This window comes from Bacteroidota bacterium (assembly GCA_016711505.1).
GTDB lineage: Bacteria > Bacteroidota > Bacteroidia > AKYH767-A > 2013-40CM-41-45 > JADKIH01.
The window spans coordinates 140671-155010 of record JADJSV010000001.1; the positions used below are offsets into that span (position 1 = coordinate 140671).

General features: G+C 37.1%; 12 protein-coding genes. 9 read left to right on the forward strand and 3 right to left on the reverse strand.

Going from position 1 to position 14340, the window contains the following annotated elements; all coding sequences use genetic code 11:
• The first annotated feature begins 265 nt into the window (after positions 1-265).
• From IPL24_00615 to IPL24_00630, 4 genes are all read left to right on the forward strand, one after another.
• Complete coding sequence (locus tag IPL24_00615; GenBank protein ID MBK8362220.1) at positions 266-853, forward strand: sigma-70 family RNA polymerase sigma factor; 588 nt, start codon at positions 266-268, stop codon at positions 851-853.
• A gap of 66 nt (positions 854-919) precedes the next feature.
• Positions 920-1132, forward strand: coding sequence for a hypothetical protein (locus IPL24_00620; protein ID MBK8362221.1), 213 nt, complete (start codon positions 920-922; stop codon positions 1130-1132).
• Between the two features lie 308 nt (positions 1133-1440).
• Positions 1441-2115, forward strand: coding sequence for an endonuclease III (gene nth, locus IPL24_00625; protein ID MBK8362222.1), 675 nt, complete (start codon positions 1441-1443; stop codon positions 2113-2115).
• 46 nt (positions 2116-2161) lie between these two features.
• The gene (locus tag IPL24_00630) at positions 2162-2572 is read left to right on the forward strand and encodes an OsmC family protein (protein ID MBK8362223.1); all 411 of its coding nucleotides are present in this window, start codon (positions 2162-2164) and stop codon (positions 2570-2572) included.
• A 121-nt stretch (positions 2573-2693) separates the two neighbouring features.
• Here IPL24_00630 and IPL24_00635 read toward each other — a convergent pair whose 3' ends face one another.
• Both IPL24_00635 and mnmE read right to left on the reverse strand, forming a co-directional pair.
• The gene (locus tag IPL24_00635; GenBank protein ID MBK8362224.1) at positions 2694-4175 is read right to left on the reverse strand and encodes a cellulase family glycosylhydrolase; all 1482 of its coding nucleotides are present in this window, start codon (positions 4173-4175) and stop codon (positions 2694-2696) included.
• A 58-nt stretch (positions 4176-4233) separates the two neighbouring features.
• Positions 4234-5625: a tRNA uridine-5-carboxymethylaminomethyl(34) synthesis GTPase MnmE gene (gene mnmE, locus IPL24_00640; protein ID MBK8362225.1), complete on the reverse strand. Its 1392-nt coding sequence runs from the start codon at positions 5623-5625 to the stop codon at positions 4234-4236.
• 360 nt (positions 5626-5985) lie between these two features.
• Between mnmE and sucD the strand changes: the two genes are divergently transcribed.
• Positions 5986-6870, forward strand: coding sequence for a succinate--CoA ligase subunit alpha (sucD, locus tag IPL24_00645; GenBank protein MBK8362226.1), 885 nt, complete (start codon positions 5986-5988; stop codon positions 6868-6870).
• A gap of 178 nt (positions 6871-7048) precedes the next feature.
• On the opposite strand, the gene IPL24_00650 is transcribed toward sucD, so the two are convergent.
• A complete protein-coding gene (locus tag IPL24_00650) occupies positions 7049-9754 on the reverse strand; it encodes an insulinase family protein (GenBank protein ID MBK8362227.1) in 2706 nt (901 codons plus the stop codon).
• Positions 9755-9927: 173 nt separating this feature from the next.
• Here IPL24_00650 and fabG point away from each other — a divergent pair, with 173 nt between their 5' ends.
• The 4 genes from fabG to IPL24_00670 all read left to right on the forward strand — a co-directional run bounded on the left by fabG (position 9928) and on the right by IPL24_00670 (position 14274).
• A complete protein-coding gene (gene fabG / locus IPL24_00655) occupies positions 9928-10677 on the forward strand; it encodes a 3-oxoacyl-[acyl-carrier-protein] reductase (GenBank protein ID MBK8362228.1) in 750 nt (249 codons plus the stop codon).
• Positions 10678-10709: 32 nt separating this feature from the next.
• Positions 10710-11477 carry a hypothetical protein gene (locus tag IPL24_00660; GenBank protein MBK8362229.1) on the forward strand — a complete coding sequence of 256 codons (768 nt, stop codon included), beginning with the start codon at positions 10710-10712 and terminating at the stop codon, positions 11475-11477.
• 116 nt (positions 11478-11593) lie between these two features.
• Entirely contained in the window at positions 11594-12118 is a 525-nt protein-coding gene (locus IPL24_00665) for a hypothetical protein (protein MBK8362230.1), read from the forward strand.
• 107 nt (positions 12119-12225) lie between these two features.
• Positions 12226-14274, forward strand: coding sequence for a S9 family peptidase (locus tag IPL24_00670; GenBank protein MBK8362231.1), 2049 nt, complete (start codon positions 12226-12228; stop codon positions 14272-14274).
• The last annotated feature ends 66 nt before the right edge of the window (positions 14275-14340 follow it).

Consider the following 14340-nt stretch of genomic DNA (forward strand, 5'->3'; position numbering starts at 1 on the left):
CGCATTCCGAAATAGTTGACAAAATGCGGTAATTAGTGGTTTTTGGTTAAAAAGTCGTTTACCTGTTGAAAACTGAAAGCTATCCGGTAAGATTTCTTAAACTTTTTCTTGCTTTTGTCGATTACAGTATATATATTTGTTCTATAGCGTTAAGTACACACGTCAAAGCGAGCCATCACATATACATCACATTTTTTAAAACCAGGAGGAAAAACATAGCTAAAAATCTACTTTAAGAATTTAATCTAATTAAAGCAGAACAGCTATGGCAAAACTCACAGTGATGGACGATAAGGACCTTGTGCGTCTTTATCAAAATGGAAACCAACAAGCAATTACTGAATTAGTCAACCGTTATAAACAACGGATTTTCTCGACTATTTATTTCCTGGTTAAGAATCAGGAAATGGCTGAAGATCTATTTCAAGAGACCTTCATCAAAATTATCTCAAGTTTAAGGAAGAATCATTATAGTGAACAAGGTAAGTTTTTACCATGGGCGCTGCGAATTGCTCACAATCTGGTGATCGATCATTTCAGAAAAGTGAAACTCATGCCTATGCAGCATGATACTGAAGAATTCAGTATGTTCGATATAATTCCTGCTAATAGCAGAAATGCCGTTGAACAGATGATCTACGATGAGAAAATCGCAATGGTCAGGGGCCTTTTAGACAAGCTTCCACATGAACAAAGAGAAGTAGTGATTCTACGTCATTATGCAGGATTGTCTTTCAAAGAAATCTCTAAAATGTTGGATATCAACATTAATACTGCCCTTGGAAGAATGCATTATGCCATTTTAAAAATGCGTGAAATGGTAGAATCGAGTCCTGTATCGTTAAAAGATTAAAAAAAGTTTGTCAGTATAAAATAAGCCGGAATCGGTAGCGTTCTAGCTGTATCTAAAAGATATAGCATGATAAAAACTACTACTTATTCAGACTTAATTAACTATGCATACAATGAGAATGGTCTCATTGATGGAGATCGCACGCAACGTGCTATTGACGGAGATCCGAATTTGAAAAGTGAATATGACGAAATCTATAAAGTCATCAATACTTTAGATTCAGTTCAAGCTCCGCAGGTCCCTGACAGATGCATTGAAAAGATTCTTCTGTTCTGCTAAATCGGAAGTAAATAAAAAAGCCAGCTTGTCATTGACGAGCTGGCTTTTTTGTCTCTCTAACCTTTTTCTGTTGTCAATGCATAGGCACGTGCGTTTTTGAATTATGAGTACAATGTATGTCCGCACCGGTGCCATATCAATTTTTTTAGCCCATTATCTTACATTCAATGGTGAAGGTTAGGTAGAACATGGTAAATAACCTTCTCTCCTCATTTCAGCCTTGTTTTCTTTAATGATTTGTTTGATGCTTATTAAACAAGAACATTATGTAATTAAGAAAATACTTAAAGAATAGTACCTTTGACCGCATGACCAAAAAGGAACTTTTCAAAAACGTCATCGAGTATTTTGAAAGGGAAATGCCGGTAGCGGAAACAGAGTTGCAGTATAAAGATCCGTATCAATTATTGGTTGCGGTAATTCTATCTGCTCAGTGCACCGATAAACGTGTGAATGAAACAACGCCGGCTTTGTTTAATAAATTTCCTAATGCAAAAGCAATGGCTTTGGCATTGCCGGAAGATATTCTGCCTTTTATAAAAAGTATCAGTTATCCGAATAATAAAGCAAAGCATCTTGCAGGAATGGCAAAAATGCTGGTGAATGACTTTAAAAATGTTGTTCCATCGGATATTGATGATTTGCAAAAATTACCCGGAGTCGGAAGGAAAACAGCCAATGTTATCGCATCAGTAGTGTTTGATAAAGCTGCTATGGCTGTTGATACGCATGTATTTCGTGTGTCGGCCAGAATCGGTTTAACTACCAATGCAAAGACACCCTTGCAAACTGAAATGCAGCTGATCAAATATATTCCAGAATCGAAAATTGCCAGAGCTCATCATTGGTTAATTCTTCATGGCAGATATGTTTGTATAGCAAGAAAACCAAAATGTGAAATTTGTGGCTTAACGGAATTTTGTAAATACTTTCAGAAGAATTTGAGGAATAGTCGTAAATTTGTGGCTGCAGCACGTGAATGATAATTTTAAAATATAAATAGTTTAAAACATAAAATATAAATCAATTATGATCAGATCAGCAACAGCAAACTGGAAAGGAACCGGTAAAGAAGGTAAAGGTACAATGTCGTCGGCAAGTAAAGTGCTTGACAATGCACAGTACTCTTATGGTACTCGTTTTGAAAATGGTATCGGAACTAATCCGGAGGAACTGGTAGGAGCAGCTCATGCAGGATGTTTCTCAATGAAATTAAGTTTCGTTTTAACTGCAGCGAATTTTCCACCGGAGAATATTGACACAAAGTGCGACATCACATTTGAAGGTGGAGTAGTTTCTAAATCTGCATTGCATGTAACAGCAAAAGTACCGGGAATCACAAATGAAAAATTTCAGGAGTTAGCAGCAGATGCAAAAGCAAATTGCCCTATTTCGAAGTTGTTGAATACAGAGATAACTTTGGAGGCAGTACTTGCTTAAAAAGTAAAACACAAAGAACACAAGTTCACAAAAGCCCACGGAATTCCGTGATCTTATTGTGATCTTGTGTTCTCAGTGTTTTATTTTTTTCTTCAAACTTTATTCTTCTTTTTTTCTTTTCCTAAAAAACCTTCTTAAACTTCAACCGCCCCAGATCATAATTCGTAACATTAGTAGTACTATCCAACTGCTTCTGATGATCGTGCCAAAATCCTTCGCGTAAAGTATTATAATGCGTAGCAGATGCTATCCAATGTCCGAATGGAAAATTACTGTAGAGTTCAAATGTTCCGTCTTTCTTTGAAACAGTGCTCACTATTTTAGTCCAGTCTTTACTCCAGCCCATTATGATTGCACCTTCAATTGGTTTATCATTTTCATCAAGAATAGTTCCCAGGATCCTGTGATCTTTATAATTTGAGAGATTGTAGTAATTATCAAGCTTTATACAATGATCTTTTAACTTCATAGGTTTATATTCCTTGAAAATTTTTGCAACCGGTTTTGGTGTACCATAGATCATACTGCCTTTGTCAGTGGTAGTACTGCCATGCCAATTGACGACACCCATATAATCAGCATGATAGGATCCCCAGGTAACATCCTTGTACTGCCACCAGGAATATCCAATGCCACCACAATTACAAACTTGTTCCAATGTCTTTTTAGCGAACAGACTCTGATCTTCGTACTTAATAGTATCATTGTTTGAAGGGAAGGAAGTTTCACCGATGATCCAGGGTTTTTCAACATATTTTCCATACCAATAGACTTCATTCATGACTTGATTTGGTTCATATTCATATGGATGAAAAGATAAAAAATCTACGTTCAGAATATTGGGATCCCATTCAAAGACCTCGCGAATTCCTGTTAATCCAATTGTAGTTAACTGATGCGGAGCATACTTGCGGATAAAATTCTGCCACTGTTTTGTGATCTTGAATATTTCGGGTTTTGTTCTTTCTATTTTATGAAAGTAGAGTGGCTCATTGAACAGATCATAAGCCATAATAGTGGGTTCCTTTTTAAAGTGAGTCATTACTTTTTCAAGAAATAGTTTAGGCCCGCGGGCATCTTCCTGAAGTTTCACCAGAAAAATTATTTTCAGTCCGGCATTCTTTGCAAGTTCAACAAGTTCATCAACCGCTTTTAAATATTTAACATACGTAATACCATCTTTAAAAGTGATCCGTGTACTATCAGTTTTATTGAAAATTGTATTGATATAAAACCATTCATTCACACCCGGTTCTCTTTTTACTTCACCAATGTTTGCAAACCTGACAGTATTAAAACCCATTTGCTTTATCATTTCAAGATCAGCTTTAAGGGTCTTTAAACTTGAATCTTTATCCAATAATTCCCGAATAGCCATAGGACCATATTCAGGATAAGGGCTTGGCCAGAATTCTTTACTGTCAGTCCTGAGTGCGACCATATAGTTAATTGCAATCGGGTAGAAGGGTTTTTCGTTTAAATGAAAAGATCCGTTTTCTAATGAAACGAAGTTGGGGTCTTTTTGAAGTTTATCATCTGACAGAAGAATAAATGAAATCAACAGAAATCCTCCGGCAGCAATAATTGAATAAAACTTCTTCATAAAATTTCTTGTTCAGTTTAATGACTGCAAAGGTCGGGTTATTTTTTAATTTTTAATGTTACTTTCCAATACAAAACTTCGAAAATATATTCTCCAACAAATCATCAGTCGTAATAGCTCCTGTGATCAACCCTAGATGATGCAAAGCCATCCTCAGATCACCCGCAATGAAATCATTTGTTACTTTTTGTTCCAGACCATTGTAGACTCTGGTTAGTGAGTTTGCTGTTTCGCGGAGTTCCTGGATGTGGCGGATGTTGGTGACGATGGCTGTGTTGTGTAAATTCTTTCCGGAGTTTACAAAGGAGAGCAGGAGCGAAGTAATACTTTCAATGTTGGTCTTTTCTTTTGCAGAAATAAAAGTGATGTTTTCGAAATCGCCGAACTCATTTTGAATTTCTGTACTGTTTTCTTTATCTGCTTTATTTCCTATTGGATATAATCTGATTTCCGTTTGAAGATCTTTTCGGATCGCATCAAGTTCTATTCGCAAATCACCGGCTCCGGTTTCGTGGAGATCGAAAAGATATAATACTACCGGACTCTGTTTCATTTTTTCAAATGTTTTAGAAACTCCAATGCTTTCTATTGCATCTTTTGTTTCTCTGATACCGGCAGTATCGATAAAGCGGAATTTAATTCCACCTAAGGTAATTTCTTCTTCAATCGTATCGCGTGTTGTTCCGGCAATCTCGCTGACGATTGCACGCTCTTCATTCAGCAAGGCATTCAGCAATGTTGATTTTCCTACATTTGGTTTTCCTGCAATAACAACAGGAATTCCTGTACGGATCACATTGCCGAGATCAAATGACTCTATTAACCTTGAAATATATTTTTGTAAACGATTGATGGTCTTCTTCAGATCATCACGATTTGCAAATTCAACATCTTCTTCAGCAAAATCGAGTTCGAGTTCTATCAATGAAGCAAAATGAATCAGCTCCTGACGAAGCATGGTGATCTCCGCTGAAAATCCACCACGCATTTGTTCGAGTGCCAGCTTATGTGAACCTGACGAATCGGATGCAATCAGATCAGCGACAGCTTCGGCCTGAGAAAGATCCAGCTTGCGATTCAGAAAAGCACGCATAGTAAACTCTCCGGGCTCAGCATAACGAGCGCCATTCAAATGACAAATGTTCAGGATCTGCTGCTGAATGTAAACCGAACCATGACAAGAGATCTCCACAGTATTTTCGCCGGTGTAAGAATGCGGTCCTTTGAAAACAGATATCAATACTTCATCGATCATTTCCGCACCCTTTTTAATAACTCCAAAGTGCAGAGTATGTGTATCAACTTGTGTTAACCTTACTCCCTTTTTCCTGGCCACAAAAAATGAATCTGCAATCCTGATTGCATCTGTTCCCGATAACCTGATCACAGCTATAGCACCCATCCCGGGAGGAGTGGCCAATGCTGTGATAGTTTCTGTGGTTGGATTCATCTTTGGGTTTGCAGGTTTAAGGTTTACAGGTTTCAGGTTTACTTCGATTATGGAGTTCGACTTTGATATGGACTTGATCGATCTGGTTTTTAAGCTGAGATACCTTACCAAAACTACTCTTAATTTGTTAATTTAAAAAATGCAAATATACGATTGATTTACACTGTTTTAAGTAATCTGAAAGAAGTTATACATCACATGGAATTGAAGAGTTAGCTTCTTGCTTATAATTGCAACTGCAACCTGAAAACCTGCAAACCTGAAACTTTGCTGGTTGCAGGTTGCATGAAATTTTCCCCCAATCGCCAACCTTAAACTAAAATACTCTATTTTCGCCCCTCTACTAAAAAAATACAGAAAATGAGTGTACTGGTTAACAAAAACAGCAAAATTATAGTTCAGGGATTTACGGGTAGTGAAGGGACATTTCACGCTACGCAGATGATAGAGTATGGAACTCAGGTAGTTGGAGGAGTTACGCCCGGTAAAGGTGGTACAAAACACCTTGATCGTCCTGTTTTCAATACTGTTGCTGATGCTGTTAAAAGTACCGGTGCAAATGTTTCTATCGTTTTCGTTCCTCCGGCATTTGCTGCAGACGCAATCATGGAAGCAGCTGAAGCAGGAATTGAATTGATCATCACTATCACGGAAGGAATTCCTGTGAAAGATATGATCATGGTGAAGGAATATCTTGCCGGAAAAAAAGCCCGTTTGATCGGACCAAATTGTCCGGGAGTAATTACTGCTGACGAATGTAAAGTTGGTATCATGCCCGGATTCGTTTTCAAAAAAGGACGTATCGGTATTGTGTCTAAATCCGGTACCCTTACATATGAAGCAGCTGATCAGGTTGTGAAAGCAGGATTAGGAATTTCTACAGCCATTGGTATTGGTGGTGATCCAATAATTGGAACAACAACTAAAGAAGCTGTGGAACTTTTCATGAACGATAAAGATACTGATGGCATCATCATGATCGGTGAGATCGGCGGAAGTCTGGAAGCAGAAGCTGCTCGCTGGATAAAAGCAAATGGTACAAAACCTGTTGTAGGTTTCATCGCCGGACAAACTGCTCCTGCAGGTCGTCGTATGGGTCACGCCGGTGCAATCGTTGGTGGTGCTGATGATACTGCTGCAGCAAAAATGAAGATCATGCGCGAATGCGGAATCACCGTTGTAGATTCTCCTGCTGTTATCGGTTTGACGATGGCGGAAGTTCTTAGTGCAGTGGCTTCTAAATAAATTCAAAAGAAATTAAAAAGAAAAAGCAAGAAAAGCAAAGCAAAAAAGAAAAGTGAAAAGTGAAAAGTGAAAAGTGAAAAGTGAAAAAAAAAGGGTTTAACGTGTAATTTACACATTAAACCCTTTTTTATTTTAGGCTATTTTAATAACACCTGAATTTTTCACTTTTCACTTTACGTTATTTAAAGTCTCCTACCTGCACAATAGTAATCTCCGCCGGAATGATCCATTTTTTCATTGCATCATTTACACGTGTCGTATTTAACTGAGCAACTGTTTTGTCAAAGGCATCATCAAATGCCATTGTACGGTTCAGAAATAGGTAATCTGATAATCTGTTTACAAGATACCCATCATCTGAGCGGTTTTTCTCACGGCTCTGAATGAATCCTGAAATAGCATCTTTCAACTCAGCATCAGTGAAGCCGTCTTTGATCATCTTCGCAAGTTCTTCCTGATAAGCTGAAATTAATTTGGCAGAATTTTCCGGATTGTAAATTGCATACGAACCAAACTCTCCACTTTGATCAAGTGCCGAAGCTCTTAGCCAGGAACCAACACCATAACTTAGTCCATCTTTCTGTCTGATGCGTGTTGCAAGACGGGAATTTAAAAATCCGCCGCCTAACATATAGTTACCTAATATCAATGCCGGATATTCTCCATTATCATCTTTCAACGTCAGATTTAAACGTGCAGACATAGTTGCATTTTTCTTGTCAGGAGTAATGATCTTATCGTTCTGTGCTGTTGCCTTTGCATAATTATCGGCAGCGCGTGTATATTTTTCAGGAGAAGTCCATTTGTCAAGAATTGAATTCAAAGAAGCAAGAACTTTTGTTTCATCAAATTCACCTACAACAGCTACTGTAGCGTTTGCACTATTATAAAAATCAGTATACATTTTCTTCAGATCTTCTATTGTCATTTTTTTAACAGCAGCAGTCATTTCATCAAATGTTGAAGTGTAACGGAAATCTGATTTTGGATACACTCTTGTAAGCTGATCAATTCTCAGAAATGCAATTGCTTGCGGATCGCTTTTCTGCTGATCAATTCCGGCAAGGATCTCTTCACGCATTTTTTCAAACTCTGCTTTCGGAAATGAAGGTTCGCGTAGAATTTGTTTTACAATTGTCATTACAGGAACAAGGTTATCTCTTGTTGTACTGATATCAATATTTACAACCTGACCATTACTGGAAATACCAACTTCAGCTTTCATTTTTGCAAGGGTATCGTTGATCTGTTCTTCAGAAAGATTTTTTGTTCCTTTCATCAGCATTGCTGCAGTAGCGTCAATGAAATCACCTCTGTTCTCCAGACTTTTTTCACTACCAATTCGTAGTGATAATTTCATTTTTACAAGATTTCCACGGGTTGTTTTGTTTAGCAAAGCATATTTTCCACCCTCGGTTAATTCTCCGCGGTGAGTTCTTTTTTCAATATTTGCAGGAGTAGCATCGAATGCTTCTGCTGCTGCTTCAATTGCTTTTCCTTTGTAATTCTTATACGTTTCTTTCAGATCAGGCGAAGGTGGAACAATTGTTCTTGAAGGATCTTTTTCAGGAATAAACAAACCTGTTGTCCGGTTTGATGGTTTAAAATAATCAAGCGCAGCACGGTTTACATCTGCCAGTTGGATATTTTCAATGCGATCACGATAAAGAAAAATTAATCTCCAGTCACCTGAAGCGATAAATTCACTGATGAATGTTCCTACTAATTCACTCTTGCTGAATGCCAGTTCAAAATCACGAAGTAAAGAAGTTCTTGCACGATCCAATTCTTCCTGAGTAATAGGATTGCTTTTTAAGTTATCAAGTAAATTCAGCATAGTTTTCTGTACTGAATCAATTGATTTTTCTTTCAGGATCTCAGTGTCAAAATAAATATAACCCGGATCTTTCAAAGGAAATACCTGTGCATATACTGAAGATGCAAGTTTAGTTTCAACCAATGCTTTATAAAGACGACCGGAAGGTTCGTTAGTAAGTACATGACTTAAGATTTCAATAGCAATATAATCTGGGTGTGAAGCTGAAGGAATGTGATACCCTGCAGAGGCAGCCTGAATATCACCTACACGGCGAAGAATTACCTGACGTTCCCCGTCTTGCGGCGGCTCTACTGTATATGGCTCTTGTAATTTTCTTGCAGGACGCGGAATACTTCCAAAGTATTTTGTGATCAATGCAAGAGCTTTTGATTCATCAATTTTACCTGTTACCATTAATACGGCATTATCAGGCTGATAAAATTTTCTGTAAAAGGCCTGTAAATTTTCTATAGGAACTTTTTCAATATCTTCTTTGGAACCAATAGTTGATTTACCGTAGTTGTGCCAGATGTATGCAGCTGACATTACTCTTTCCTGCAATATAGAGGTAGGATAATTTTCACCGCTTTCAAATTCATTTCTTACCACAGAAAATTCTGATTCAAGATCTTTTTTTGCAACAAATGAATTCACCATTCGATCTGCTTCCAGAGATAATGCCCAATTGAGATTTTCTTCTGTTGCAGAAAACGTTTCAAAATAATTTGTCCGGTCATACCAAGTGGTTCCGTTGGGACTCGCTCCATGTGAAGAAAGCTCCTGTGGAATATTCGGATGGTTAGTGGAACCTTTGAACAACATATGTTCAAGTAAATGTGCCATTCCGGTTTCACCATATCCTTCCATTCTGGAGCCTACCAGATAAGTGATATTTACTGTTGCAGTTGATTTTGTCTGATCAGGAAAGAGTAGAATCCGAAGACCATTTGGCAATTCGTATTCTGTGATCCCTTCAACAGATGCATTTTTTTTCGGCTGTATTTGTTGCCCGTAAACATTCAACAGCAAGCAAATTAATAGCCCCGGTAATAATAGTTTTTTCATAGATGATTTTATTGAATTTATTTCTGAGGCGATAAATGTATGAAAAAGGAGTTAATAGATATTAGAAGTTAATTATTAATGAGTTAATCATCTGGCTGATTGACTGAGTTTTATAAAATTTGTGATTTATTCATCAAATCTTTCTATTTTGCGTCCAATAAAATCATCGAACTGTGGAAAAACTTTTATCCGGAAAAACTGCTCTTATTACCGGAGCTTCAAAAGGTATTGGTCGTGGCATTGCAATTAAACTTGCTGAACAAGGAGCCAATGTTGCATTTACTTATTTGTCATCTGTTGAAAGAGGGCAGGCATTGGAAAATGAACTTGCTGTTTTTGGAATTAAAGCAAAAGGTTACCGTTCTGATGCAGCTGATTTTAAAGCGGCTGATGAACTTATAAATGAAGTGGTAAAAGAATTCGGTACTCTTGATATTGTAATTAATAATGCCGGAATCACACGCGATGGACTTCTGATGAGAATGACAGAAGAAAATTTTAATGAAGTGGTCCGCACAAATTTAAATTCGGTTTTCAATATCACAAAAGCATGTCAGCGTCCGATGCTGAAGCAACGCAGCGGTTCAATAATAAACATAAGTAGTGTAGTAGGAGTGAAAGGAAATGCAGGACAGGCAAATTATGCTGCTTCTAAAGCGGGGATCATCGGATTTACGAAGTCAGTCGCATTAGAATTAGGAAGCAGAAGTATCCGTTGCAATGCAATTGCTCCCGGATTTATCGAAACGGAAATGACAGATGTTTTACCTGCAGAAACTGTTAAACAATGGCGCGAAGCTATTCCATTGAAACGCGGTGGAACTCCCGAAGATGTTGCAAATGCAGTGTTATTCCTCGCTTCTGATTTGTCTACATATATTACCGGCCAGGTATTGAATGTTGATGGTGGAATGTTGACATAATCGATCTGCTTCAAAATTCAAAATTTATACGAATGCAATTTATAAGGCGTCATCTTCCTGCTTTCATAATACTTTTAATTACAGGCGCTTTACTTTTATATTTTTCATATAAGAATGAATATTCAGAAGGTGGTCCTGATAATGTCTGGCATTACTATTTCTCCCGCTATGCTGTTTCGTACCCTGAATTTTTCCTGCATCATTGGGGAAAACCATTTTTTATTTTATTAAGCACCTCTTTTGCGCAATTTGGATTTTATGGATTACAGATATTTAATATTGTAGTTGGTTTAACTGCTGCAATTGTAACTTATAAATTCTGTGAAAAACTCAACCTGAAATTCAATTGGCTTTCCATTATTCTGCTACTTTTTACTCCATTGTATTTCGCAATGGTTCAGAGTGGAATGACAGAGCCTTTGATGAGTCTTGTATTGATTGCTTCAATGTATTTATTGTATGAACAAAAATTTCTTGCAGGCGCGATTCTTATGTCGTTTTCTCTTTATACCAGAACGGAAGGATCATTTCTGACCTTGTATGTTTTGTTCTATTTACTTTTTATTGGAAAATGGAAATACATACCGTTTCTCGGAGTTGGATTTATCGTCTACTCACTTGCAGGTAAATTTTCCGGACATGATTTTTTATGGTTTTTTACTGAGAACCCATATAAGGTTGTGAGTCCATATGGTCATGGGCAGTGGATGGACATGTTGAACAGATATAATACAATCTGGGGAAGTCCGCAATTGATCGTTTTACTGATAAGTATTCTCGCCTTACTTTTTACTGTTTAAGTTCTTTCACAACTTTTAACAGAAAACAACTTACTCCGGAATTTAAAATTCTTTTTCTGATTTTTATTCCGGCATTCCTGTTTTTAGTATTCCATGTTGTTGCCTGGAAATTTGGAATGTTTGCTTCACTTGGTTTGGAAAGAGTTCTGGTATCGGTATCACCTTTTTGGGTAGTTATATGTTGTTATGGAATTAATAAATTGTTGATTGAGAAACTTTCAAAAAAGTATTCTCTACCTTTAGTTTTAATATTTTTATTTTTCGTAGTCAGGTCAACTTTTGAAATTTATAAGTATCCACTGAAAGCAAGTTATGATGCAAAAGTTGAATTGGTAGCAGCGAAGTGGTTTAAAGAAAATTATTCTCAGGATTGTATAATTTATTATGCGCATCCCGGAATCGTATTCAATACAGACAGGAATCCATTTGATAAAGAAAAAAATATTGAACAATTTGATCTTAATGTAGAAAAAATGGAAGTAAAGTCACTGCCAACTTATATCTTCTGGGATAGTCAGTTTTCTGAATCAGCATGTAGGTTAAAACTAAACGATTTGTTAAATTCTCCTAAAGTTCGATTGATTCATCCATTATTTGAAGATTCAGGCTTTAAATTATATGTTTTTGAATTAGTAAAGTAGTCCCAAAACTGTAAATTATCTATATTCGCTTCCATTAATTCTGTCCTGGAATTTTATGGTTCCACTCTTACAGAATATCTGTGTCAAAAAAATCAATCAATAATAATATGAAGAAATCAATCTTATTTCTGTTTGCATTATCAATTTTCATTTCCGCAAAGGGTGACTGGCTGACACCGGAATCTTTATGGAAACTGGGAAGAGTTAATGATGCACAAATTTCACCTGACGGAAACAGTGTCGTTTACAACATCAGAAATTTTGATGTTCAGAAAAACAAAGGAAATTCTGATCTATGGTTGTACGACTTTAAAACCAAATCTGTAAAAGCGATTGCAGCTGATTCAATAAACGAAACATCACCACGCTGGAGTAGTGACAGTAAAAGAATATTCTATTTGAGTGATGGTGGAAGTAGTCAGATCTGGAGTATGAATTCTGATGGAAGTGATAAAAAACAAGTCAGTCAAACTGAAAACGATATCAGCAATTTTGGATTTTCAAGTAACGGAAGTACCGTCTGGATGACAATGGATGTTCAACTCGATAAATTTCTTGGTAAAGATAAATATCCGGATCTTCCAAAAACAACAGGAAAAGTTTATGATGACCTGATGATGCGTCACTGGGATTCATGGGCGGATGGGAAATACAGTCATATTTTTGTCTCTTCCGTTGTGAATAATGTGATCGGCTCGCCAACAGATATTCTGAAAGATGAACATTATGATTCTCCAATGAAACCAAATGGCGGTGATGAAGAAATTGCTGTAAGTCCTGATGGAAAATGGATCGCTTATACATGCAAAAAATTAAGTGGCCGTGAGTATGCCATGACAACAAACTCAGATATCTATTTGTATGAAATTGATACAAAGAAAACAACGATTCTTTCCAAAGATAATTCCGGATACGACAAAGCTCCGGCTTTTTCTGCTGATGGAAAATCAATCGCATGGATCTCCTGGGATGAACCGAATAACGAAGCTTCCAAGCAACGCCTGATGATCTATGACATTGCAACTCAGACAAAGAAAGACATAACATCTGATTTCGATTTCAATGTAGAAGCTGTTAAATGGTCTGCTTCCGGAAATCGCGTTTATTTCATTTCAGATATTGCAGCTACTGACCAGATCTTCTATTATGATGTTGCCAATAAGTCAAAAGTAAATTCTATTCTTCAGTTAACGAAAGACACAGCTGATTATACAGGATATTCCCTTGCACTTGGTTCAAATGGAAAAGATAAAATTGTTGCAACAAGAATGTCAATTTCAGAACCGGTTGAAGTTTTCACAATTGATGAGAAGTCAGGGAAATCCGAACAGATTACTTTTACAAATAAAGAGATCCTGAAATCTTATACTCTTGGCAAAGTTGAGAAGCGAATGATCAAAGCAACTGATGGTAAAGAGATCCTTACATGGGTGATCTATCCTCCGAATTTTGATCCGACGAAAAAATATCCCACACTATTGTATTGTCAGGGTGGACCGCAGTCAACAGTAAGTCAGTTCTTCTCATACAGATGGAATTTCCAGTTAATGGCTGCGAATCAATATATCGTAGTCGCTCCTTGCAGAAGAGGTATGCCTGGATTTGGTCGTAAGTGGAATGATCAGATCAGCAAAGACTGGGGTGGACAACCGATGAATGATCTTTTGAGTGCAATTGATTCTGTTTCTAAAGAACCTTTTGTAAATAAGAACAGACTAGGTGCAGTTGGAGCGAGCTATGGCGGGTATTCTGTTTTCTGGCTGGAAGGAAATCACAGCAAAAGATTCAAAGCATTTATCTCTCATTGCGGTGTCTATAATCTTGAGAGTATGATGGCTACTGAAGAGTTATTCTTTAATAATTACGAAATGGACGGCGCATTCTGGAGAACTCCAAAACCAATCAGCTACGATAAATTCTCGCCACATCGTTTTGCACAAAACTGGGATACTCCCATACTGATCATTTCTAATGAAAGAGACTATCGTGTTCCATATACTCAAGGACTGGAAGCATATTCTGCTGCACGTATGAAAAGCATCCCTGCACGATTCCTGAGTTTCCCTGATGAAGGGCATTGGGTATTAAAACCACAAAATAGCATCATGTGGCAGCGTGAATTTTTCGACTGGCTTGATAAGTACTTGAAACACTAGAATTAAATTCGATTTGCTAAAAGGGCTGCAAAGGTAATGATTAAGTAAAAAATCATATTTTTGCAG